General features: G+C 66.0%; 17 protein-coding genes. 8 read left to right on the top strand and 9 right to left on the bottom strand.

The window, feature by feature from the left end:
* Positions 1–7 precede the first annotated feature (7 nt).
* The 5 genes from AC1D2L_RS02820 (at position 8) to AC1D2L_RS02800 (ending at position 11,351) form a co-directional block, all read left to right on the top strand.
* The gene (locus AC1D2L_RS02820) at positions 8–1,993 is read left to right on the top strand and encodes an autotransporter assembly complex protein TamA (protein ID WP_476844287.1); all 1,986 of its coding nucleotides are present in this window, start codon (positions 8–10) and stop codon (positions 1,991–1,993) included.
* Complete coding sequence (locus tag AC1D2L_RS02815) at positions 1,993–6,309, top strand: translocation/assembly module TamB domain-containing protein (protein WP_476844286.1); 4,317 nt, start codon at positions 1,993–1,995, stop codon at positions 6,307–6,309. Before AC1D2L_RS02820 ends, AC1D2L_RS02815 begins: the two co-directional genes overlap by 1 nt.
* Positions 6,310–6,711: 402 nt before the next feature.
* Positions 6,712–8,055: a porin gene (locus AC1D2L_RS02810; RefSeq protein WP_476844285.1), complete on the top strand. Its 1,344-nt coding sequence runs from the start codon at positions 6,712–6,714 to the stop codon at positions 8,053–8,055.
* A gap of 291 nt (positions 8,056–8,346) precedes the next feature.
* Positions 8,347–10,665, top strand: coding sequence for an OmpA family protein (locus AC1D2L_RS02805; RefSeq protein ID WP_476844284.1), 2,319 nt, complete (start codon positions 8,347–8,349; stop codon positions 10,663–10,665).
* A gap of 8 nt (positions 10,666–10,673) precedes the next feature.
* Complete coding sequence (locus AC1D2L_RS02800; RefSeq protein ID WP_476844283.1) at positions 10,674–11,351, top strand: hypothetical protein; 678 nt, start codon at positions 10,674–10,676, stop codon at positions 11,349–11,351.
* Between the two features lie 3 nt (positions 11,352–11,354).
* On the opposite strand, the gene AC1D2L_RS02795 is transcribed toward AC1D2L_RS02800, so the two are convergent.
* Together AC1D2L_RS02795 and AC1D2L_RS02790 are read right to left on the bottom strand one after the other, a co-directional pair.
* Positions 11,355–12,248 (bottom strand): alpha/beta fold hydrolase, encoded by an 894-nt coding sequence (locus AC1D2L_RS02795; protein ID WP_476844282.1) that lies wholly within the window; start codon positions 12,246–12,248, stop codon positions 11,355–11,357.
* Between the two features lie 106 nt (positions 12,249–12,354).
* Positions 12,355–14,433 (bottom strand): lytic transglycosylase domain-containing protein, encoded by a 2,079-nt coding sequence (locus tag AC1D2L_RS02790; RefSeq protein WP_476844281.1) that lies wholly within the window; start codon positions 14,431–14,433, stop codon positions 12,355–12,357.
* Positions 14,434–14,599: 166 nt separating this feature from the next.
* Between AC1D2L_RS02790 and dapA the strand changes: the two genes are divergently transcribed.
* The 3 genes from dapA to smpB are packed head-to-tail and all read left to right on the top strand — an operon-like array spanning position 14,600 to position 16,193.
* Positions 14,600–15,493: a 4-hydroxy-tetrahydrodipicolinate synthase gene (gene dapA, locus AC1D2L_RS02785; RefSeq protein WP_476844280.1), complete on the top strand. Its 894-nt coding sequence runs from the start codon at positions 14,600–14,602 to the stop codon at positions 15,491–15,493.
* 53 nt (positions 15,494–15,546) lie between these two features.
* The gene (locus AC1D2L_RS02780) at positions 15,547–15,717 is read left to right on the top strand and encodes a hypothetical protein (protein ID WP_476844279.1); all 171 of its coding nucleotides are present in this window, start codon (positions 15,547–15,549) and stop codon (positions 15,715–15,717) included.
* The gene (smpB, locus tag AC1D2L_RS02775; RefSeq protein WP_476844278.1) at positions 15,714–16,193 is read left to right on the top strand and encodes an SsrA-binding protein SmpB; all 480 of its coding nucleotides are present in this window, start codon (positions 15,714–15,716) and stop codon (positions 16,191–16,193) included. The genes AC1D2L_RS02780 and smpB overlap by 4 nt, the downstream gene beginning before the upstream one ends.
* 84 nt (positions 16,194–16,277) lie before the next feature.
* Here the strand turns inward: smpB and AC1D2L_RS02770 are convergent, their stop codons facing one another.
* From AC1D2L_RS02770 to lepB, 7 genes are all read right to left on the bottom strand, one after another.
* A complete protein-coding gene (locus tag AC1D2L_RS02770) occupies positions 16,278–16,913 on the bottom strand; it encodes a LabA-like NYN domain-containing protein (protein ID WP_476844277.1) in 636 nt (211 codons plus the stop codon).
* Positions 16,914–17,055: 142 nt separating this feature from the next.
* On the bottom strand, positions 17,056–17,640 hold the full coding sequence (gene pyrE / locus AC1D2L_RS02765) for an orotate phosphoribosyltransferase (protein ID WP_476844276.1): 585 nt from the start codon (positions 17,638–17,640) through the stop codon (positions 17,056–17,058).
* A gap of 69 nt (positions 17,641–17,709) precedes the next feature.
* Entirely contained in the window at positions 17,710–19,278 is a 1,569-nt protein-coding gene (locus AC1D2L_RS02760) for an acyltransferase family protein (RefSeq protein ID WP_476844275.1), read from the bottom strand.
* A gap of 99 nt (positions 19,279–19,377) precedes the next feature.
* Positions 19,378–20,865, bottom strand: a complete 1,488-nt coding sequence (locus AC1D2L_RS02755) for an acyltransferase family protein (protein WP_476844274.1) — start codon at positions 20,863–20,865, stop codon at positions 19,378–19,380.
* 144 nt (positions 20,866–21,009) lie between these two features.
* Complete coding sequence (era, locus tag AC1D2L_RS02750) at positions 21,010–21,921, bottom strand: GTPase Era (protein ID WP_476844273.1); 912 nt, start codon at positions 21,919–21,921, stop codon at positions 21,010–21,012.
* Positions 21,914–22,645: a ribonuclease III gene (gene rnc / locus AC1D2L_RS02745; protein ID WP_476844272.1), complete on the bottom strand. Its 732-nt coding sequence runs from the start codon at positions 22,643–22,645 to the stop codon at positions 21,914–21,916. The genes era and rnc overlap by 8 nt, the downstream gene beginning before the upstream one ends.
* Positions 22,642–23,409 carry a signal peptidase I gene (lepB, locus tag AC1D2L_RS02740; protein WP_476844271.1) on the bottom strand — a complete coding sequence of 256 codons (768 nt, stop codon included), beginning with the start codon at positions 23,407–23,409 and terminating at the stop codon, positions 22,642–22,644. The genes rnc and lepB overlap by 4 nt, the downstream gene beginning before the upstream one ends.
* Between the last annotated feature and the right edge of the window lie 82 nt (positions 23,410–23,491).

Here is a 23,491-nt window from a genome sequence, read left to right as displayed (position 1 = left end):
GTCCCGCTTGATTGCGGGCGGAGGCGGCTACGCTTTCGCGGCGTTTCTTGGCGTCCTGCCATTGCCTGTTCAGGCCTTCGATCTGTCCTCGCTCGACGTCTTCGGCCTGTTCGGTTCCAAGGAGAAGCCGCCCGAGGTCAGTGCGACGACGCTGCCCTATCAGCTGAGCTTCGACCTTGGCGACGCAGCCGACGCAAAGGCCCTGACGCGGACACTCCAGGACGCTTCGCTGCTTTATCGGCTGCGCCAGGATGCGCCTCCCGATGCCGAGACGCTGGCGCGCCGCATGGCCGCCGACCTCAACCCGCTCGTCGATGCGCTCTGGTCGCAGGGTTATTTCAATGCCGAGCTCGTGCTCGTGGTGGACGGCGCGACCTTGCGCCCGGGCGCCGAGCCCGACGCTTCTCTGGTGCGGGCGCTGGCGGCCTACCGCAATCGCGAGCCGGCCCCGATCTCCGTTCGCGTCCAGCCCGGCCCGGTCTTCGGCCTGCGCAACATCGCGGTGCAGGAGCGAGGCGCGGGCAGCGGCGCCGCCATCCCCGATCCCGAAAAGATCTCCCGGCTCAAGCCCGGCGATCCCGCTACATCGGCCTCGCTGCGCGCCGCGCAGGCGTCGCTGATCGACTATCTCCGCAACCAGTCACGCCCGCTGGCGAAAATTGTGGAACTCCGGCCCGTCGTGGACCACGCCGCCGGGATCATGGACGTCACCTATGTCGTCGAGCCCGGCCCGGTCGCGGGCTTCGGCGACATCGGCATCGGCGGAACCGTCGACGTGCCGCCCGCGGTGGTGCGCTCATTCATCTATCTGGAGCCGGGCGACCCCTATTCGCCAAAGGCCCTGGCCGACACCCGCAAGTCGATCACCAGCATCCCGGCCATCGGCTCGGCCCGGATACGGGAAGACGACAAGCTCGACCCGGCAGGGAACCTGCCGCTTTTCGTCGAGGTCACGGAACGGCCCAAGCGCCTGATCGGCTTTTCAGCTCGCTATTCCACCATCGATGGCCCGGCGATCAAGACCTATTGGGAGCACCGCAACCTCTTTGGCGGTGCCGAGCGCCTGCGCCTGGAAGGCGACCTGTTCCTCGCCCCGCGCATCGACGGCACCAAGATCCAGAAGTTCGGGGACTTCCAGGAATCGGATCTAGGTGGCCGCTTCTCCTTCAGCTTCATGAAGCCCGCGCTGAACGGCAGCCGCTATGACTGGCTCGTCGACGGCACCGGCGCACGCGAGCGCGTCGGCACAAACCGCTATGGCGGCTACACGGCGCGCTACCTGAACCTGACGACGGCGATCCGCCGACGCTTCAGCGACACCTTCTCGGTCCAGGCCGGTCTGGAGGTCGAGCGTGGCCAGACCAGCGATGTGCTGGGACAGGTCAACTATACGCTCGTGGGTGTCCCGCTCTCGGTTAAATACGACTCCACCGACAGCCTGCTCGACCCCACGCGCGGGATCCGGGCCATAGCCTCGGTCACTCCCTATCCGAGCTTCTTGGGCTCGACGGTCAATATCGTGCAGTCCAAGGCCGCACTATCGGGCTATTACGCCCTCGACGAGGATGCGCGCTATGTGCTGGCGGGACGCGTCGGCCTGGGCTCGATCGCGGGGGAGGGACTAGCCGATATTCCCGCCTCCCGCCGCTTCTATGCCGGCGGCGGTGGGTCGGTGCGTGGCTATGCCTATCGCACGCTCTCGCCGCTGGGTCCGTTCGACAATCTGATCGGCGGCCGCAGCCTGTTCGAGGCGTCCGTCGAGGCGCGCATCAAGATCACCCAGACCATCGGCATCGTGCCCTTCTTCGACGCCGGCATGGCCTTCGAGTCGAGCATTCCCAACTTCAAGGAAGAGCTGCAATACGCAGCCGGGCTTGGCCTGCGCTATTATACGCCGATCGGCCCGATCCGGCTCGACGTTGCGGCGCCCCTCAACCCGCGCAAGGGCGACAAGCCGGTGGCGGTCTATATCAGCATCGGGCAGGCCTTCTGATGGCGCGCCGTTTCACCTTTCCCCGCCTGGCGCTGCTGGTGCTGGCCCTGCTGGCGGGCTTCCTCGCCTCGGCTCATTTCGGCGGCTTCGCGCAGAATGCGCAGACCGATCGCGGCATCGTCGCCGATCTCATTTCGAAGGCGCTGTCGTCAGATACCAGCCAGGTCTCGATCGGCGCAGTCGACGGCGCGCTGTCCTCCGACGTGACCATCCGCGACATCGTGCTGTCGGACCGCGACGGACCCTGGCTCAGGCTCGATCGCGCCCGCCTGATCTGGACACGGACCGCGCTGCTGCTGCGGAGGCTCGAGGTCAACCGCCTTGAGATCGGCAAGCTCGAAATCCTGCGCAAGCCGCTGCCGCAGCCCTCCGCGGCTGCCGTCGACAATGCGCCGATCCTTCCGGAGCTCCCGCTCAAGGTCATCATCACCGCCTTCCAGCTCGGCGAACTCTCGCTCGAGGAGCCGCTTCTGGGCACCGCCGCCCGCCTGGGCGCCACCGGCGCAGCGACGCTCGGCCCGCCGGCCGAAGGCCTGAACCTGACGCTGGATGCACGCCGCCTCGACCGGCCGGGTGAGTTCACAGTGCGGCTCGGCTTCGTGCCCGAGACGACGCGGCTGCAGATCACCGCCAAGTTCGACGAACCGGCTGGCGGCCTGATCGCACGTGTCGCAGGCCTGCCTGGCGAGCCACCGGTCAAGCTCGACCTCAATGGCGACGGTCCGCTCGACGCGTTCCGCTCGAACCTCACCTTCACCGCGGGCGAGACCATTGGCGCCCAGGGGTCTGCCAATCTCACGCGCGCCGGGACGGGGCGCGATCTCGCTTTGGCGCTGGATGCACGTATCGAGGGCCTGATGCCGGCTCCGGTCGCGCCGGTCTTTGCGGGCTCGACGCGGCTCGACGGGGCCGTTGCCTTCCGCGACGAAGGCGGGGTCGAGATCCGCAATCTCGCGCTGGTCTCGGCTCTGGCCCGTCTCGACGTGCTTGGCCGCTACAATCCGGACAAGACGATCGACATGCGCGTCACGGCGGCGGCGCGTCCCAATGCCAACGGCAAGACGGTCGCAGCCGAGACCGAGATCGGCAAGCTTGCCTTCGACGCCACGCTGAAGGGCCCCGTCGCCGGACCGGCCGTCGTCGCGACACTGGATGCGGCCGATGCGCGCCTGCCCCAGGGGAGCCTCGGCAAGCTCACCGCCCGCTTTACCGCGACGCCGAGCGGTATCATCGGCGAGCCCGGGACGCAGATCGCGCTGGTGTCCGACGGCGAGGCCAGCGGCGTTGAGCTCAAGGATGCCAAGATCGCCCGCATCGTCGGGGACCGCGTGGTCTTCACCCTGCGCGGCACGGGGAACAACGATTCGACCGCGGATTTCGAGACGCTGCGTCTGGCAATGTCGGGCGTCGAGATCGATTACAAGGGCAAGCTCGGACAAGCCCGCGTTCTCGGCCAGGCCAAGGCGGTCCTGCCCGATCTCTCCCGCCTCAGCGCATTGGCGGAGCGAAAGCTCGCTGGCCGCGCCGAGCTGAAGGCCGACGTCGACGCCACCCCGAAAACACAAGCCTATGGCGCGGTGCTGGACGGGCGTGTCGACGACCTCTCGACCGGAGAGGCGGTGCTGGATCGCCTGCTCGCTGGCAACCTGACCCTGGCAGGGCAGGTGGGATCGGTCGCCGGCGCCACGACTGTCACCAACCTGCGGGTAGCTGGCCGGCACGCCACGATCACGGCCGATGGCTCGATCAATCGCGAGCGCTCGGACCTGCGGGCCGCGCTCGCGCTTCCGGATCTGAAGCGCGCCGACCCGCGTCTGTCGGGGCGCGGCGACATTACGCTCGAGGTCACGGGCCCTCAGGATCGACTTGACGCAACGGCCAAAATCGCAGTCGCCAATGCCACCGCGCTCGGCCGGCCCGTGCCGCGCCTGACGATAGACGCCGTCATCCGCGACCTGCAGGGCGCGCTCGATACGCAGGCAACGCTGGCCGGCGAAATCGACGCCAAGCCGGCCAATGGTACGGTGAAGCTGGCGCGGGCAGCCGACGACGGCTGGAACCTCTCGGCTCTCGATCTGGCGATCGGTTCGGTCAGGCTGAACGGCGCCTTGACCCTCGATCGGGCCAGCCGCGCGGCCGGGCGCCTGACGCTTGCGGCGCGCAATCTCGACGATCTCTCGCCGCTCGCGCTGACCAAGCTCGGCGGCCAGCTCAATGCCGACATCGCTCTCGCTGTCACGGACGGGCGCCAGAACCTCGACTTGAGCGCACGTGGCCAACGCCTTGCTGCGCCTTCGATAACAATCGACCGGCTCGATGCGACGATCGCAGCCCGTGACGTCTATGGTCGGCCGGCGCTCGATGCTGCAGTGGCGATCGACCGCGCGGTCGTTTCCGGCGAGGCGATCAGCGCGATCCGCTTCGATTCGAAGGGGGCAGCCGAGGCAAGCGCCTTCACCCTCAGCGCCGCCGCGCGCGGCTTTGCCCTGAACGGGGCAGGGCGTCTGGTACCCGCCGAACCGGTCCGGCTCGAGCTTGCGTCCTTCGAGGCGCGTCGTGACGGCCGGCGGATTGCGCTGAGCCAGCCTGTGACGCTGAGCTTCCCGACCGGCGGGGTCGAGATCGCGGGGCTCGCGCTCGCCATCGATGCCGGCCGCCTCACCCTGGATGGCAGTGCCGGCGAGACGCTCGATCTGCGGCTGACCGCGCGCAACGTGCCGCTCTCGGCTGCCCGTATTGCTGCGCCGAAGCTCGATCTCGCGGGCACGCTGAATGCCGAGGCGCAGGTGACCGGCAAGCCGGACGCGCTGTCGGGTCCGTGGAAGCTGCAGATTGCCGGTCTTGCTACGCCGGAGACCCGGCAGGCCGCGCTGCCGCCCATCTCGATCGACGGCAGCGGACGCCTCAATGGCGATCGCACGAGCGTCGAGGCGACGTTGAACGCCGGCCGGAACGCCAACCTCACGATCCGTGGCACAGCGCCCTTGAATGCGACCGGCGCGCTCGATCTCTCCGCCCAGGGCCGCGTCGATGCGGCCATCGCCAATCCGTTGATTGCGGCCCAGGGCCAGCGGCTCACCGGCGCGCTGGCGCTCGATCTGCGAGCCACCGGCAATGCCAGCGAGCCGCGACTCAGCGGCAATGCGACCTTCTCAAACGGCAGTTTCACCGATGCGCTTCAGGGCGTACGCCTGACCGACATCGCCGCGCGAATTTCGGCCAACGGAGACAACCTCGCCATCCAGAGCGCCTCGGCCCGCTCGGCCAATGGCGGCACGCTTTCTGCCAGCGGACAGGTCAAGCTCGACCCCGCGGCCGGCTTCCCCGGTTCGGTGCGGATCCAGGGCAATCGCGCCCAGCTCGTCTCCAACGGCATCGTCACTGCCGTTGCCAATCTCGGCATCGATATCGCCGGGCCGCTCGCGCAGCGTCCCCGCATCGGCGGTCGCGTCGACGTCGTCTCGCTCGACGTCGCAGTGCCCGATCGCCTGCCGGCGTCCCTGCGCCCTGTCGACGGTATCAAGCACATCAAGGCGAAGGGCACGGCAGCGGCCCGTCTCGCTGCCGCCCGGAAAGCGCAGCCCGCACGCAAGGGCGGAGGGCGGCCGGCTCCCGCTTTCGATGCTGCGCTGGCGCTCGTCGTCTCGGCACCGAACCGCGTCTTCATCCGCGGACGCGGCATCGATGCCGAACTCGGCGGCGAGATTCGCGTCGGCGGCACCCTTGCGGCGCCCGCGCTCGACGGCGGCTTCGAACTACGTCGCGGTCGCCTCAGCGTACTGAGCCAGCGCCTCGACTTCAGCCGTGGCCGCCTCACCTTTGCCGGCGGGACCATGCCCGAGCTGGATTTCGTGGCCGAGACGCGCGCATCCGACGTCACAGCGAAGATCCTGATCACGGGACCCGCCAACCAGCCGGCCTTCGCCTTTACCTCGCAGCCGGATCTGCCGCAGGACGAGGTGCTCTCGCGTATCCTGTTTGCCCGCGCTTCCGGTTCGCTCTCGCCGTTCCAGGCGCTGCAACTCGCGCAGACCGCCGCGCAATTTGCCGGCGGCGGCGGCGACGACTCCTTCGAGCGCCTGCGCAAGTCGCTCGGCGTCGACAACCTCGACATCCAGATGGGGCAGGGCGGCCCCACCATCGGAGCCTCGCGCTACATCGGAGACAACGTCTCGATAGGCGTGAAGGCCGGCACCAAGCCCGAGGATAGCGGCGTCTCGATCGGCATCGACGTGACGCGGCGCCTGAAGGTCCAGGCCGAAACGGGGGCCGATGGCAGCGCTTCGGTCGGCGTCGGAGCCGAGTGGGAATACTAAGCCAAGAGCCCTGAGAATCGGGAATCACCGCGGGATCCGCAGGAACCTCGCAGTCGCCCGCGATTCCCGCTGATTTTCGCAGGATCGGTCCGCAATCCCGCCATCTTGGTAAAGCGCTGGTAAATTTCAGGGCTCAAAGCGTGGCGCGCCTGCAACACCGGTATCCAAAGCACCCCCTCGGGGCTCTCGGCAGCGTGATCTAGGTTGATCGGCAACCCGGCATTCGTATGGTGATCCTGCGTCGGGACATTCCCGGTCGCTGTTTTTCGTCTTCGCCTCTGAATGGTCAGGGGCGCGGGCGAAAGGCCGGGAAGAGGCAAGTATGGCGGTTGGTCTCCTGGGACCGGTCGCCGGATACGAACCAAAGCCCGAGGGTCTCGAAACTCATTTTGGAGGTTACCAATGAAGCTCGTTAAGAGCCTCCTCCTCGGTTCCGCCGCCGGCATCGCCGCGGTCGCCGGGGCTCATGCAGCCGATCTTCCCTCGCGGAAGGCTGCTCCCGTTGAATACGTTCGCGTCTGCTCCGCTTACGGCGCTGGCTTCTTCTACCTGCCCGGCACCGAGACCTGCCTCCGCGTCGGCGGCCGCGTTCGCGCTGAGTACCTGGTTCAGGAGACCTTCAACGCTCCCGGCTTCGACACCTCGGCTGACTACGGCTTCCGCGCTCGTGGCCGTCTGAACGTCGACGCCCGCACCGCCACCGCTTACGGCACGCTCCGCACCTTCATCCGTTATGAGATGACTGTCTCGAACGGTTCGTACAACCAGGGCGTCAACTCGACTGGCCCGCAGTTCGTCGCTCCGGGCGCTCGTGGCGCTTCGGGTGCTACCAGCTCGGCTCTCGACAAGGCCTTCATCCAGTTCGGTCCGGTCACCGCCGGTCGCGCTCAGTCGTTCTTCGACTTCTACGCCGACGCCCACAACTACGGCCCGATCCGTGGTTCGGACCTCTCGGCTAACCTGTTGGCTTACACCGCCACCTTCGGTTCGGGCTTCTCGGCCACGATCTCGCTCGAAGATCGTGCAGAGCGCGAAATCGGCGCCGGTGCTGGCAACTTCGTTGCTGGTGGCCAGACCTACCCTGACCTCGTTGGCTCGCTGAACATCACGCAGGGCTGGGGTTCGGCTCAGCTGTCGGGCGCCGTGTTCGAGCGTAACTCGCAGACCAACCTGCTGCTCGGCGGCATTGGCAGCGGCTCCAGCAAGACCGGCTTCGCCCTTCAGGCTGGCGTGAAGATCAACCTGCCGATGCTCGCCGCTGGCGACGAGCTCTATCTGCAGGCTGCTTACGCTGAAGGCGGCATCTCCTATCTCGGCTACGGCGGCAACAGCCCGCAGTCGACCTGGGGCGCCAACAGCAGCGTCGGTCGTCTTCTGGTCACCAACTCGGATGCCAACGTCGACGTGTTCGGCAGCGTTAAGCTGACGAAGGGCTATGCCTTCACCGCTTCGCTGCTCCACTACTGGACCCCCACGATCCGTCAGGCCGTGTATGGTTCGTACTCCAAGCTTGAGTACGCCAACAACATCGGCGCTCTCGGCAACGTCGGCCTCGACCCCGCTGAATACCGCGTCGGTTCGAACCTGATCTGGTCGCCGGTTGCTGGTCTCGATATCGGCGTGGAAGTCCTCTACGCTCGCGTCGAGGTCAAGAGCCCGGTGCAGGCCGCTGGCAAGCCGCTTGGCTTCCTGATCAAGTCGGACGATGCCTTCCAGGGCCGTCTGCGCATCCAGCGCGACTTCTGATCGGTTTCCGATCTAAGTCTGAAAGCCCCGGGGAAACCCGGGGCTTTTTGCGTTTTGGCCCTGTGAGTACTGCTCCTCCCGATCTACCCGCCGAACCCGCTGCTGGAGCCTCGGCGAGCCCTCCCGCACTCCCGGTTATGCGCTGAATTTCAAGGACTTCGCGGCTGACGCTGCGTGATCTTGTGGGCGGCCGGGTTTCCGGCGCTTCGGTGCTTGACAGCGCCTCGCTATACGGCCTGATTTGAGTCCGTCGGTTCGATGCGCGATGCCGGCGGGCTGCGGGGAGTAGGGATGGCGCAACCACTGCGTTGGCTTTGGGGTCTGGCACCTCTCGCGTGCCTATGGGGTGCAGGCAACGTCTTCCTCGACGACGGGATCCAGCAGGATGTCGGGCGTCGTTCGATCGCCGCTGCAGTGTCACTGGCCGGCGAGGCGCCCGGTGCCAGGCCGGTCACTGCGCGCGTCGTGGGGCGCGATGTCATCATCGGCGGCGAGGCGTTGTCGGCTGACGGTGCGGCGAAGGCGATCGCGCAGCTCAACGCGGAGTTCGGCATCCGCCGCGCGTTGGGGGGGCTTTCGCAGGTCGTCGCGCAGAAACCCTATAGCTGGTCTGCGACGCGCCAGGATCAGGTCGTCACACTGGGTGGCTTCGTCCCCGACGAGGCAACGGCCAAGGCCAATGTGGCGGCTGCGGCCGCCGCGCGACCGGGACTTCGGATCGAGGACCGCCAGGAGCTGGCCTTCGGCGCGCCCGCCGGCTTCGCGGCGATGACAAGGGCGGTGCTGGCCGAACTTCCGAAACTGGCTTCCGGCAAGATCGCGCTCGACGACCAGCGCTTCTGCATCGAAGGCAAGGCGGACAGCTCCGATGCCTATCTCGCACTCAAGGCGACGCTGGGAACGCTCGCTTCGGGGGGCTTTCAGGCCGTCGAATGCCAGCTCGAGCCGCCCGTGATATCGCCCTATGCCTGGAGCGCCGAACGCAAGGCGGATGGCAGCCTCGGCATTTCCGGCCATTTTCCCTCCGACGACATACGAAACCGGCTCACGGCGCAGCTGCGCGCGAGCTTTCCCGATGCTCGGATCGACGACCTGACCAAGCCGGCGCTTGGGGCTCCGGCAGCGTTTCTCGCCAAGGCGACACGGGCAATCGGCGAGCTTGCGCGCCTGCGCAACGGCAAGGTGGAGCTGACAGGCGATACCTACGCAATTTCCGGCCAGGGCCCCGAGACTTACGAGGCCTGCCAGGCGCTGCGCCTCCAGATCGCGCAGCTCGACGGGCCCGATTCAGTCGCGCAGGCCACGATTGCCTGTCCAGACGCGCCGCCACCGTTGCCGCCCATGCCGCCCCTTCCGGACATCCCGCCGGTTTTCGTCCCCATCGAGCCCCCGCCCGTCGAGGCACCGGCACAGGCCGCCGCGCCAGCGCCGGCGCCGCCTCAGGTCGCTCCTGCGCCACCGGTCGCCCCGCTGCCGGCGCCTCCCCCTGTCGCGCTTGTTTGGCAGGCAGAGAAGACCCCTCAGGGTCTCGTCGTCACCGGCTCGGTTCCAGACGAGGCAGCGCGCGTCAGCCTGCGGGCTGCCGCCGCCGAACTTGCAGATGCGGGATCGCTCGACGATCGCATGACGGTCGAGGCCAACCTCGCCAGGGATGCCGACTACCCGGCCGCGACGCGCTTCGCCTTTGAATTGCTCGGGCATATGAGGAGCGGCGTCGTGTCTCTTGCCGGGACCGGAATCACGCTTGCCGGCGATGTGGCTGGCGAGGCGGGTTGGCGTGGCCTGCAGGCGGCCTTGGCGCGGACGCCGTTGCCGGGTGGGCTTCAGCTGCGCCCGCAGGCCTCCAGTTTCGCGGTAAGGCCTTACGATCTCTCGATTTCGGTCGACAAATCCGGCGTTGACATCTCGGGATATTTGCCCGATGCCGCCAGCCGGGATGCGCTCGCGGCGCTCGTCGAGGCCTCGCCGCTCAAGGGCAAGTTCAGCGACAGCTCTACCCTCGTTCCCAGCGCTCCCACCGGTTTTGCAGCGGCGACGCGGCTGGCCCTCGCGGATCTGCTGCGCCTGGACATGGGAAGCGCCGAAATCACCGACACGGGCGTTGTGATCCGTGGGCTGACCTGCCGCGAGTTGATCAAGAGCGAGGTCGAGACCAGCGCTGCCGAGAGCCAGAGCGGCCTCAAGGTCGAGGCGATCATCGGCTTGCGTCAGACGGGCTGTGTCATCGATCCCCCCAACACCTGCCAGAACGATCTCGATGCGCTGACCCAGCGCAATTCGGTGCTGTTCGGTCAGGGCACGGCGGTCGTCAACCTCGATCCGACGACGGAGCGCGTCATCAACGAGGCCTTCACGATCCTGAAGCAGTGCCCGACCTCGCGGATCACTGTCGAGGGGCACGCCAATCGCGATGGCGATGCGCGCGGCTACAACAATCGCGATCTGTCGCAACGCCGCGCTTTGCGGGTTCGCGACGAACTGGTCCGACGCGGCATTGACCCGGCACAGCTCGAAGTCAGTGGCTTCGGAACGGCGAGGCCGATCGTGCCCCATGGTGCTCCCGAGGCTCGCGCGATGAATCGCCGCGTCCAATTCACCGTCGCGAAATAGGGGCGAACATGCTGTATCTCGCCTCACAATTCGCCTGGTTCCTGGTCGCCGCCTTGGGGCTCGGCTTCGTCATGGGGTGGCTTGGCCGGGACGGCGCCGCGCGCCAGCTCTGGCACCCCAAGCTCGGCTATCTCGCCGCGGCCTGCGCGGTCGCGGCTGCCCTGACATGGACGCAGGCGCTCAACGGTGTCGTAGCGCTCTGGATCGAGAGCGCGCTGCTCTTCGTTGGCGCCTATGTCGCCGGCTGCGTGCTGGGAGCGATCCTGAAGCCGCAATACGTGGCGCAGGCGACCTCGGCGATAGAAGCCGCTGTAGCGATGCCGGTCGTCGCCGCCTCCAAGGCAGGCGCCGAGTCCGTTGCCGAACTTCCGAAGGTCGAGAACCAGGACAGCATTCCGGGTCGACGTCCCAGTGGACTGGTCGCAGCGCGCTATGCGACGCCCGACGATCTCAAGGTTATCAAGGGCATAGGGCCCCAGAACGAAGAGCGCCTGCACGCGCTAGGGATCTGGCATTTCGAGCAGATCGCCAACTGGACGCCAGAGAATATCGAGTGGGTCGGCAGCTATCTGGCCTTCCCCGGCCGTATTGAGCGCGAGGAATGGATCGAGCAGGCGAAGTCTCTGGAGGCGGCATCTGAGGGCTCCACGTCTGGCAGCGAGGCGCTGAAAGCCTCCAGCGCCTGAGCCTCAGGCCGCCAACCGCTCGGCGCGCGCGATCAGCTTGCCGATCCGGCGCACCATATCCCTGGCGCCAAGCAGAGGTGCATGGCCCTGTCCCGGCGCGACGAAAATCTGGCAGTCGGGGTGGCGCGCCTCCATCTCGGTGAGCGTCGCCTGTGCCAGAAGGTCCGAATTCGCCCCCCGGATCGCGAGGACAGGTACGCCGTTCAGTCCGGCAAAGTAGCTCCATAGCACCGGGAGCGGCGCCTCGAGGTCCAGTTCCTCGAGCACTTTCAGGAGATTCGGATCGTAGTCGGTGACGAGGCGGCCATCGCGGTCGGCCCAGGTCCGCCGCGCCATCATCTCCCATTCGGCTTCCCCGAATAGCGGAAACTGCTGATCGGAGAGGCGCTTCAGGATTTCCGCACCCTCGGCATAGCTGCGCGGTACCGGCATCTTGCCGACATAGCCCCTGATCCTCAGCAGCCCGCGTGCGTCGATAACGGGGCCGACATCGTTGAGCACGGCGCCCTTGATCAGAGCTGGCCGCGCCGCCGCGAGCGCCATGGTCAGCAGACCACCGCGCGAGGTGCCGATGAAGATCGCCGCTTCGATGCCGGCTGCGACGAGGACCTGCATGAGATCGTCGAGCTCGAAGCGGATATCGTAGTTCTTCCAGTCCTTGTCGTAGTCCGAGCGCCCACGCCCGCGATAGTCCAGCGCCAATACGCGTCGCGGTCGCGCCTCGTCTTGCGCGAGCGCCAGCGCCAGCTCGTGGAAATCAGCGGCCGTGCGGGCAAATCCGGGGAGGCAGACCACGGGCAGCGCTTCGGCGGCAAGCGGGCCATAATCGCGGGCATGAAGCCTCAAACCGTCGCGTGCGCTGACGAAGAGCGAGGTGAAGCCGGTATCGCTGGTCATCCGCAGGTCCGTCATCGTGGCTATTGTCGCCAGCTAACCACGGATCCCTGCCGTTTCAAAAGCTGCGCGGATCGCACGGCACTATCGCACCGCCATGCCGCAGGCCTCACTCCCTCGGGCCTCCGCGCTTCAGATCCCAATCGATGAGATAGGCGGTGCGCTGGTCGAGCCGCTCGCGATAGACCTGCAGGTTCTCCATCACCCGCTGAACATAGTTGCGGGTTTCGTAGAACGGGATGCGCTCGACCCAGTCCACGGCGTCGACATCCGGCCTGCGCGGATCGCCATAGGCGGCAATCCATTTCTTCACATTGCCCGAGCCGGCGTTGTAGGCGGCGAAGGTGAGGATGTATGAGCCGCGCCATTCCTTCAGGAGATCGTTGAGATGGGCAGCGCCCATCTGTGCGGAGTAGAGCGCGTCGCGGCCCAGCCGCGGCCAATCGAAGGGCAGGTTGGCGCGGCGCGCGGTCTCGCGCGCGGTCGCCGGCATCATCTGCATCAGACCGCGTGCGCCGGCATGGGAGCTCGCGGCAGGGTCGAAGGCGCTTTCCTGCCTGGCGATCGCATGCACGATGGCACGTTCCATCGGATCGCCAAGGACATCGAAGTCGGGCACGCCAGAGGTCGGGAACGCAGCCGCATCGAGTGGAAAGCCGCGCTGCAGCGCCTGTTTACCGATGGCCAACTGGGCGCGGACATCGCCTTCGCTCTTGGCGATGGCCGCGATTGCTTCCAGCGCCGGCGTCGTGTGCAGCCTCTGCGCGAGATCCGACAGCATGATGCCGGCCAGGTCGCGCGCACCGATCCGGTAGAGCAGGCGCAATCCCTGGTGGCCGGGGAGATGCATCAATGCGGCCGAGGCGGTGCGGCGCAAGGGCAGGCCGCGCAGCCCGAGGCGGGCCCGCGCCAACTGCCCGTAATAGGCGATCGGGTGCGCTGCTGCTCGCTCATAGGCTTCGCGCGCCAGTTCGGCCTTGCCGAGCGCCTCGGCGGCGCGGCCCTGCCAGTAGGCGGCGCGGGCGACCGATATCGGGGTTTCCGCCAGCTTGGCCGCCGCCTCGAAATGAGCGGACGCCTTGGCTGCATCATCCTGGAAGCGCAACGCGATGAAGCCTGCATGCCATTCGGCGTCGATGCGCTCGGCATTGCTTTCCGCGCCATGCCCGGCCGAGACCTCATAGGCACGGGCGGCATCGCCGAGATCGAGCAGCTTGCGTGCAATCACGCGACGTTCGGTCCACCATTCGTCGCCGTCGCCGAGCAGGGCTGGGTCGCGCGGCACAGACGCGAGAGCCTTGGCCGCGTCAGCGAGTTTGTCTGCGCGCCGTGCCTGCTGCGCCTGCAGGAAAGCGAATGAGACGTCGCCCTTGAGCGCGGCCGGCACGCCCGCAATCAGCGCAGGCGCGATCGGCTGCCGTGACTTGGCGCTGGCGAGCCGGACCTTTGCCAGCGTGACGTAGTCGGGGGAGACGCGGGCGGCGTTGCGCAGGGCGGCCGAGGCGTTCTCCTTGAACAGGTAGCGCTCGGTGCGCAGGCGATGGTCGTCGCGTGCAAGCACATCGCCGAATTCGGCGAGCACGATCTTCTCCAGCGCCTCGCCGAACTGATCTTGCCGCCAGAGCTGGCGGACGATCATGCCCATCTCGTCCCTGGCGCCCTCTGTCTTGAGCGCAAGCGCCAGCGCGACGCGCCCCGCAGGGCTGATTGGGCGCTGTGCATGGAAAAAGGCACGGATGACCGCGGGGCTCTTCTTCTCGGAGATCAACGCTTCCTCGGCCCGGCGCCGAAACAGGGCGGTCGCGGGGTAATTCGGATAGCTTCGCAGGAAGCCGTTCAGCCTGGAGAACGGCATCGCATTGGCACCGCTGCGCAGCGCGACCCATTCCAGCAGCGCGCGAGCCACGCGATCATCGATCGTGGCTGCGATGGTATCGCCCTCTGCGAGAGCTCCCCGCCGATAGGCCGCGACCGCAGCCTTGACCTGCTCGGGGTCGGCCACTGCGGCAAGGCGCAGTTGCTCGTCGGGGTGGGACGACAGCGACGCGGTGATGTCGAGCTCAAGGCTCGCCCGCTGCGGTTGCTGGGACGGGTGGATGCGGTCATCGCCGGCCTGCAGCACCGTGCTCGACAAAAGCAACGGCAGGACGAGGCAGGCCAGCCGCTTGCGAGCGGGTGTGGGCGCCATCACGGGCTCCGAAGAGACATGCATTATCCGTGATGGTGGGCGAGGGGGGTTGATGAAGCCTTAACCATAGGACCACGCTTTTTAATGGGTTGCCGGCTTTGCCCCGGCCTGCCAAGGGTTTATGTCTGTCGGCCCTCTATTGCCTTCCCTGTCAGGACGTTCGCCCATGACCAAGCAAATTGCCCTTTCCGGCTCGATGCCTGCGCTGGTTACGCCTTTCAAAGGCGGCGCCATCGACGAGGACGCTTTGCGCGCTTTGGTGGACTGGCAGATCGAGAGCGGTTCGACCGGCCTGGTCCCCGTCGGCACGACAGGGGAGAGCCCGACCCTGAGCCACGCCGAGCACAAGAGCGTGGTCGAGATCGTCATCGCGCAGGCCAAGGGCCGTGTGCCGGTGATTGCCGGCGCCGGCTCCAACAGCACGAGCGAGGCGATCGAMCTCGCGATCCATGCCGAGAAGGCTGGTGCCGATGCCGTTCTGGTGGTGACCCCCTATTACAACAAGCCGACCCAGGAAGGCCTGTATCAGCACTTCAAGGCCGTCAACGATGCGGTCGGCATCCCGATCATCATCTACAACATCCCGCCGCGCTCGGTCGTGGACATGTCGGTCGAGACCATGACCCGGCTCTACGAACTCAAGAACATCGCCGGCGTGAAGGACGCGACCGCAAACCTCGCTCGCGTGTCCCAGCAGCGCCATGCGATGGGTCCGGACTTCATCCAGCTTTCGGGCGAAGATATGACCGCGCTGGCTTACATGGCTGCCGGCGGCCATGGCTGCATCTCGGTTGTCGCCAATGTCGCGCCGAAATCCTGCGCCGACCTGATGAACGCCGTGCTCAAGGGCGACTATGCTACCGGCCTCAAGCTGCAGGACCGGCTGGTGCCGTTGCATGACGCGATCTTCAAGGAGCCGGGCCTTGCCGGCGCTAAGCATGGACTGGCCCTGCTCGGCCGGATCCAGGAGGAGGTCCGCCTACCGCTGCTGCCGGTGACGGCGCCGACAGGCAAGGTCATTCGCGAGGCGATGGTTTTCGCCGGCCTGCTGAATGCCTAGATAGAGAGTTCGCGTTTGATCCGGTCACCCCGGCCAACGCCGGGAGACAGATGATGTACGAGCCGAGCTACAGCAAGATCGAGTACCGCGCCGAGCACCATGCGCAGACGCGTCCCCATGCGGAATTTCGCGACGTCTTCAATGGCTTGTGCCCGATGGTTGAATCGGATTTCGAGGAGATGGCGGCGCTCGTGAATACCAATGGAATCGGATTGTCGGCATGAGCAAACTCGATCCCGATCGCTTCAAGCTCGCGGCCGATAACCGCAAGGCACGCTACAACTACGAGATCATCGAGACCTTGGAGGCCGGCATCGCCCTGCAGGGCACCGAGATCAAGTCGCTGCGCGGCGGGCGTGCGACGATCGGCGAGAGCTATGCCGGGCCGATGGGCACGGAGCTCTTCCTGTTCAACGCCCATATCCCGGAGTATCTCGAGGCCAACCGCTTCAACCACAACGTCAAGCGGCCGCGAAAGCTGCTGCTTCACCGGCGCCAGATCAACAAGCTGATGGGCGCGATCCAGCGCGACGGCTACACCGTCATTCCGCTCAAGGTGTATTTCAACGACAAGGGTCGCGCCAAGGTCGAGCTCGGTTTGGGACGCGGCAAGAAGCTGCACGACAAGCGCGAGACCGAGAAGAACCGCGACTGGAACCGCGACAAGGCCAGGATCATGAAGGCCGGCACAGCCGGTTAGACTGCGTGCCACCGCGGGATGCGTTGACCTGTGAATGCAGAAAGGGCCGCGTCAGCGGCCCTTTCCAGTTTTCGGAAGGAGTGCTCAGCCTTCCGCCGGCTCGTCTCCCTGGCGAATTCCGTAGCGCCTCTCCAGACCCGGATTGGCTGGCGCGCCCGGCGCGCCCGCGACGACCGCCCCGCGCGAGGCGCGCTCGGACGGGTCCCGTCCGATCTTCTGCATCAACTGCGCGAGATCGAGGAAATCATCGCATTGCCGGCGCAGTTCGTCTGATACCATCGGCGGGTTGGTGGAAATCGTCGAGACGACCGAGACCTTCACACCCTTGCGCTGAACGGCCTCGACCAGCGGCCGGAAATCGCCGTCACCTGAGAACAGGTAGATCTGGTCGAGATGGGGCGCGAGCTCGAGCATCTCGATGGCCAGCTCGATATCCATGTTGCCCTTGACGCGGCGGCGACCGGTGGCGTCGGTGAACTCCTTGGCTGCCTTGGTGATGACCCGGTAGCCATTGTAGTCCAGCCAGTCGACCAGAGGTCGGATCGAGGAATACTCCTCGCTCTCCACGAGCGTCGTGAAATAGAACGCCCGGATCAGGTTGCCCCGCCCCTGGAATTCCTTGAGCAACCGGCGATAGTCCATGTCGAAGCCGAGTTGCTTCGACGTCGCGTAAAGATTTGCGCCATCGATAAAAAGTGCGATCTTTGGATCGACGGCCATGGCAATAACTCCTGCTCGAAATAACGCTGAACAGCCAGGTGTCGCAAAAAAACGCGGTCTAACAATGTCGAATGACAGTCGTTTCCTCGCTTACGACTGTTCACTCGTGCGACGTCTAGCCGCAGTCGGCCGAGACTTTGCGTCAGGCGCTGAGGCCGCGGCTTCCGGGCTTGATGGCGGGAATCGCGGCCAGCTCGGGGGGCAGGGCGTCGGGCGCATAGGCCGGAATGTCGAGTTGCACGAGGCTCACCAGCGGCACGCCGAGATCGGCACGGCCCGCCGAACGATCGACGAGGCAGGCGGCGCCCAGGATCGTTCCGGGTTCGGCAGCGATCGAGGCCAGGCATTCGCGCGACGACAGGCCCGTGGTGACGATGTCCTCGACCATCACGACCCGCGCGTCTTTGGGAATGGCGAAGCCGCGGCGCAGGCGGAACTGACCGTCCTCGCGCTCGACGAAGATCGCCTTGGCCTTGAGGTGCCGCGCGGTCTCGTAGCCCGGCACGATGCCGCCCACCGCCGGGGAGACGACGTAGTCGACGGTGCCGAACTGCGCTTCGATCTTGGCGGCCAGCGCCTTGCAGAGGCGCTCGGTGCGGACCGGGTCCTGGAAGATGGCCATCTTCTGCAGGAAGACCGGGCTGCGCAGGCCCGAGGACAGGATGAAGTGCCCTTCCAGCAAGGCCCCGGCGTCGCGGAATTCGGCAAGCACTTCGGCGTCGGTCATGGTCGGCTCTCGGGTTGGAGTCATTTTGCGACCCTCTTGAACCCGATCTCGCGGCCGCGCAATCCTCGCCTACTTCGCCGGGCAGATTGTCTCCAGGGTTGGGCTGGTGATCGTCGCGACGCGTCCGTCGGACAGGATCAGTTTGGCGCTCAGGGGGCCGTTGGCGCAGGAGAAGCGCTCATAGGTCACCAGCGAGAAGCCGAATCGATAGGATTTGAGATCGGGCCTTGAGGCCTGGTCTGCGATCCTGGGACGCATGCGCCGCATCCGGTCGAACCCGATCGGCTTGCCACCCTGCTCGATCACGACATGCGAATCCTCATCGGGTGCCGATGCGTCGATGCCGTAGCCGCGCAAGACCAGCCGTCCATCGTCGAGAGGCATCGTGCTGTCGACGCCTGCGATGACGCTCGGCAGGGGGCTCGCGGGGTTGTTGCTATAATGCGCGCGCGCCGTATCCGCAGCCTTCCGCGTCAGCCGCTCGTCGATATCCATGGCCACCGCAATGCCGACGAAGGCGGCGATGCCCGCAAAAGCCGAGCGTGAGACGGTTTGCGGTGAGAGCTTGTCGGCCCAGCGCTTGAGCAGGGCATGAAGCCTCAGGTCAACCGGGCCGAGCACCAGCGCAAGCGCAATCGCCCCGGCACTCCAGGCAAGCCAGAGCACGAGCCCGGGCGTAGAGGTGGAGACGAGGTTGCCGGTGATGACGATCAGCGGCATGTGGCAGAGATAGAGCGCGTAGCTGGCATCGCCGAGGCGGAGGCCGACCCTGTGTGCGAAACCGAGATTCGTCACGGGCGCGGCCTTCAGCGCGGCCCCGACCAAAAGCAGCGCCGAGAGACCCGAGGGCCAGCGCAGCAGGGTCGTATCGACCGTGTAGAGCCCGATCACCGCGAACGGCACGGCCAGCATGCAAAGCACGGGCGCCGAGGGCACCCATCGCTTCTCCAGTATGCGCGGCAGCAGGAAGCCGAACAGGAAGGCGCAGTTCGCCGATTGTCCGAACAACTGGCTGATGGTCGGCGTCGCGGTCGCGAACGGTGCGGTATCGGTGACGCCCATGACGACGAGCGCAACTAGCCAGGCGGCGAAGACCCATTCGAGCCAGGCTCGCAAGCCGATCAGCGTCATGGCCGCGATGATGACGTAATAGGTCATCTCGAACAGCAGGGTCCATTCGACGCCGAGAAAATAGTCGCGAGGCCCCGCCGGGACTAGAGACAATGCGACGAGGTCGGGGCGCTTGCCGAAGCCGGTCGCGAAGTAGCCCACGAGGGCGATTGCGACGACCACCAGCATCATCGGATAGATGCGAAGGATTCGGTTGAGCAGGAAGCGGCGCGGATCGTCGCGCAAGCTGAGCTGCGCCATCAGATAGCCCGACAGGACGAAGAAAATGGCGACGCCATAGGCGCCCCAGAAATCACCAAAAATGGCGATGAGCGCCTTTCCGCCCGTGATCTTCTCTACGTAATGGGCAGCGTGATAGACGACGACGGCGATAGCCGCAAAGCCCCGCAAATACTGAAGCCTGGCGTTGCGTACGAGCGCAGATGCCGTCGCGCCCGATGTCTCGGCGGCAGTAAAACCTGCGCCCCGCAGCGCCTGCGGCATGGATTGGTTAGTCACATCGGCCATTTTTTCGCTCTCGTCCTGCCATTTTCCTAGCAGGGAGCGCCACAATCGCAAACAGGCCAGGTGGTGACCTGAACTAGACTGTGCTGGATAAGCGACTGCTCAGGGGCAGATCGTGGCGCCCGGGCGTTGCGCGACAGTGACGACGCGCCCGTCGGTCATGACCAGCCGAGCTTCCAGGGGGCCTTGCCGGCATTCGAAGTCGGCTGGTAGGTCGACCGAGAAGCCGAAGCGCCGCTTGGCGATGTCCGGCCGGCCGAGGTCGCGCGCGGTCGCGCTGCGCATGCGAGTCATGCGGTCGAGTGCCAGGACGCGGCTATTCTGCATCACGGCGATGTGCGCGACTGCATGGGGATCGTCGAGGTCGATGCCATAGCCGCGCACGGTCCAGCTGCCATCCGCGCGTCGCTGCACCGAATCGATCTCGCTGCGAATGCTGGCCTGTATGCTCGGTTGGCGAGCCAGCAGCGTCTGCTCGGCCTTGATGCGATCGGCCCGCTGCTGGCGAACCTGCATCTCGAAAATGCCCGCGACAGTCACGAAGAGGCCGATGAAGACCACGGCGAGCCAGAGGAGCTTGGCCGGGGTCGCCTGCGCGATCCGGCGCTTCAGCCAGCGATGCAAGGCGAGGTCGGCGCTGCCCAAGGGCAGGGAGAGCCCGATGGCCGCAGCGATCCAGACCAGCCAGAGCAGGGGCGTCGGGATCTGCTGCGGCAGCAGGATGAGGAGAACCTCGAAGATCAGGACATGGCTGAGGTAGAGCACATAGCTGGCGTCGCCGAGCCGCACGCCGATCCGGTCGAAACGTCCCGGCGCGTGCGGGGCAGGCGCGCGCACCACGGATGCGACGAGAAAGCTCGCGGAAAGGCCCGTCAGCAGCCTGAGATATTCGGCGTCCGCCAGGGCAGCACCAATGGCGGACGCCGCGCTCGCCAATGGCAGCCCGGGCGGTAGCAGGCCTCGGCGCTTGCCGGAGGAGGCCAGGAAGCCGAGCACGAAGGGAAGGTTGAGGATTCCGAACGGGAACTCGCTCAGGATCGGGGTCGAGATGTCGAGGCGCCCGGTCCCGGAAATCCAGGCAATGGCAAGGACCGCGAGCCAGATCAGGGCGAAGGCCACGCCGAAACGCGCAAGCCCGGCAAAGGCCAGCAGGGTCAGGACGACGTAATAAGTCATCTCGTAGATGAGCGTCCACTCGACCGCGAGGAAATAGCCCCGCGGCCCGACCGGGACGAGTGTCAAAGCGATCGCATCGACGCCGCGGGCGCGTCCCAGCGCCGCGAAGACCAGCACGAAAAGGCCGGTGATCAGCAGCATTGGCGGATAGATTCGCGCCAGCCGGCTGACCAGGAATTTCGCGGGCGTGTCACGCCGGATCAGTTCGGCCATCAGGTAGCCCGACAGCGCGAAGAACACCGCGACACCGTAGGCGCCGAAATAGCCGCCGAACACGGCGACGAAGCGGCCATCGCCGCGAAATCCGTTCAGATAGAACGACGCGTGATACACCACCACGCAGATCGCAGCGAAGGCCCGCAGATGCTGAAGCCTGTGGCTGCGGCCTTGTTCGTCAGTACTGAGCGGCTGCATGCTGGGCGCGTCTTCGAGCGAAGTGAAACCGTTTCGCGCGAAAACGACGCGACAGGGTGGATTCATAGAGCATTGTGACGGTCCGGGTGGACCGAAAAATGCTCTATGGCCTGGCGGCAGGGGCGGGAGCACCCACCCCGGAGATCACGCCTTCGGGAATTCCAGACCCATCTCGCGATAGCGCTCCGGATCGTCGCTCCAGTTTTCCCGGACCTTCACGAACAGGAACAGGTGCACCTTCTGCTCGGCGGCTTCCGCGATTTCGATGCGCGCCTTCTGGCCGATCGACTTGATCGTCTGTCCGCCTTCGCCGAGCACGATTTTGCGCTGGCCCTCGCGCTCGACATAGATCGTCTGCTCGATGCGCACCGAACCGTCGGGGCGCTCCTGCCACTGCTCTGTCTCGACGGTCGAGCGGTAGGGCAGTTCGTCGTGCAGGCGCTCGAAGATCTTCTCGCGGGTGATCTCGGCGGCCAGGAAGCGCAGCGGCGCATCCGAGATCTGATCCTCCGGATAGAGCCAGGGGCCGGGCGGAAGACGGGTTTCGAGCCAGGCCAGAACGTCCTTGACGCCGTAGCCGGTCAGCGCCGCGATCATGAAGGTCGACTCGAAGCGGCCCAGTTCGTTCACCTTGGTGGTGATCTCGAGCAGCTTCTCCTTCGCGACCAGGTCGATCTTGTTGAGGATCAGGAATTTCGGCTGCTTCAGCTCACCGAGCTTTTCGAGCAGGCGGGTGTTCTCCTCGTTGTCGAAGCGTTCGACATCGATCAGCACGCCGATCAGGTCGGCGTCGGTGGCGCCGCCCCAGGCGCTCGTCACCATGGCGCGGTCGAGCCGGCGCTTGGGCGCGAAAATGCCCGGCGTGTCGACGAAGATCACCTGTGCGGCGCCCGACATGGCGATGCCGCGAACCTGGGTACGCGTCGTCTGCACCTTGCGCGAGACGATCGAAACTTTCGCGCCGACCAACTGGTTCAGCAGCGTCGACTTGCCGGCGTTGGGAGCGCCGATCAGCGCCACGAAACCGCAGCGCGTTGGGGCTTGCGCCTCAGCCATTGTTATTCTCCATGGTCTCGCCCCAGAGCCCTTCGCGGCGCAGGAAGGCTTCTGCAGCGGATTGTTCGGCCAGCCTCTTGGATGGCCCCTCGGCTTCGGCATCGACAAGCCCGGTGATCCGCGCCGCTATGCGGAAACGCGGAGCGTGGTCAGGGCCCGAGCGGCCGCGCTCGGTATAGGTTGGCGTCGGATAGCCTCGGCCCTGCGCCCATTCCTGCAGCGCGGTCTTGGCGTCGCGCAAGGGCTTAACCGGCTTTTCGAGCCGTTCACCCAGTGCGCGCTCGACGAGCCCGCGGGCCGCATCATAGCCGCCATCGATGAAGACCGCACCGATAACCGACTCGCAGGCATCGGCGAGGATCGCCTTGTTCTTGCGTGCGCCGGCGAGGATCTCGCCGTCGCCGAGCTTCATGAAGGAGCCGAGATCCCAGGCCAGCGCCACCTCCGCGCAGGTTTCCTTGCGCACGAGATCGGCGAGGCGGCGCGACATGTCGCCTTCCTCTGCCTGCGGGAAGCGCTTGAACAGCATGTCGGCGACGCTGAGGCCGAGCACCCGGTCACCGAGAAATTCGAGGCGCTGGTAGCTGCCCAGGCGCGAGGCCTCTGCGCTCATATGCGTCAGCGCCGTTGCCAGCAGGCTGCGATCCTTGAAGCTGTGGCCCAGCGTGGCTTCCAGCCGCGACAGGTCGGGGGTCTTGCGCCCCTGTTCGCTCGACTTGCTCACTTGATGCCGCTGAACAGGCGGTTCCAGCGCACCGTCCAGGGCCACTCCCAGACGCGCCAGGCGGAAGCACCGTCCTCGATCGAGAAGAAGATGATCTCGGCACGGCCGACGAAATTTTCGAAGGGCACGAATCCGACGCTGCGGTCGCGTGAATCCAGCGAATTGTCGCGGTTGTCGCCCATCATGAAGAAGTGGCCGGGCGGCACGCTAAAGACCGGCGTGTTGTCGAAGGTGCCGGTATCGCCCTCGCGTTCGATGATCTGGTGGGAGACGCCATTGGGCAGCGTCTCGCGATACTGGACGACTGGCGCGCTGCGACCCCAGTTATCGGTGGTGACGAAATCGGCGATCTTCTCGCGCTTCACGGGAGTGTTGTTGATGTGGAGGATGCCGTCGATCATCTGGATGCGGTCGCCCGGAAGGCCGATCACGCGCTTGATGTAGTCGGTCGAATTGTCGCTCGGCAGCTTGAACACGGCAATGTCGCCGCGCTTGGGCTCTGCCGCCCAGACGCGCCCCGAGAACAATGGCGGGCTGAACGGGATCGAGTGCTTGGAATAGCCATAGGTGTATTTCGAGACGAACAGGTAGTCGCCGATCAGCAGCGTCGGGATCAGCGAGCCGGAGGGAATGTTGAAGGGCTGGAACAACAGCGTGCGGATCACCAGCGCGATCAGCAGGGCCTGGACGACGACTTTGATCGTCTCGAGGATTCCACCCTCGTCCTTGGCCGCTTTGCTTTTGGTTTCGACGTCGTTGGCCACGCGGGCGCTCCTGTCTGGGCTGTAGCGCGCGGTCTATCTGACTATTGTCCGCCGGACAACGCCGGGCCCCGCCGCCGGAGCA

The organism is Allobosea sp. P1_B10 (genome assembly GCF_056406735.1).
The sequence above is the reverse complement of the archived record's forward strand: the minus strand, read 5'-3'. Positions and strand labels throughout refer to the sequence as shown.

Coding starts and splice junctions, on each gene's coding strand:
- AC1D2L_RS02815 (WP_476844286.1), top strand. CDS start 1,993: ATGGCGCGCCGTTTCACCTTTCCCCGCCTGGCGCTGCTGGTGCTGGCC.
- AC1D2L_RS02810 (WP_476844285.1), top strand. CDS start 6,712: ATGAAGCTCGTTAAGAGCCTCCTCCTCGGTTCCGCCGCCGGCATCGCC.
- AC1D2L_RS02805 (WP_476844284.1), top strand. CDS start 8,347: ATGGCGCAACCACTGCGTTGGCTTTGGGGTCTGGCACCTCTCGCGTGC.
- AC1D2L_RS02800 (WP_476844283.1), top strand. CDS start 10,674: ATGCTGTATCTCGCCTCACAATTCGCCTGGTTCCTGGTCGCCGCCTTG.
- AC1D2L_RS02795 (WP_476844282.1), bottom strand. CDS start 12,248: ATGACCAGCGATACCGGCTTCACCTCGCTCTTCGTCAGCGCACGCGAC.
- AC1D2L_RS02790 (WP_476844281.1), bottom strand. CDS start 14,433: ATGGCGCCCACACCCGCTCGCAAGCGGCTGGCCTGCCTCGTCCTGCCG.
- AC1D2L_RS02780 (WP_476844279.1), top strand. CDS start 15,547: ATGTACGAGCCGAGCTACAGCAAGATCGAGTACCGCGCCGAGCACCAT.
- smpB (WP_476844278.1), top strand. CDS start 15,714: ATGAGCAAACTCGATCCCGATCGCTTCAAGCTCGCGGCCGATAACCGC.
- AC1D2L_RS02770 (WP_476844277.1), bottom strand. CDS start 16,913: ATGGCCGTCGATCCAAAGATCGCACTTTTTATCGATGGCGCAAATCTT.
- pyrE (WP_476844276.1), bottom strand. CDS start 17,640: ATGACCGACGCCGAAGTGCTTGCCGAATTCCGCGACGCCGGGGCCTTG.
- AC1D2L_RS02760 (WP_476844275.1), bottom strand. CDS start 19,278: ATGGCCGATGTGACTAACCAATCCATGCCGCAGGCGCTGCGGGGCGCA.
- AC1D2L_RS02755 (WP_476844274.1), bottom strand. CDS start 20,865: ATGCAGCCGCTCAGTACTGACGAACAAGGCCGCAGCCACAGGCTTCAG.
- era (WP_476844273.1), bottom strand. CDS start 21,921: ATGGCTGAGGCGCAAGCCCCAACGCGCTGCGGTTTCGTGGCGCTGATC.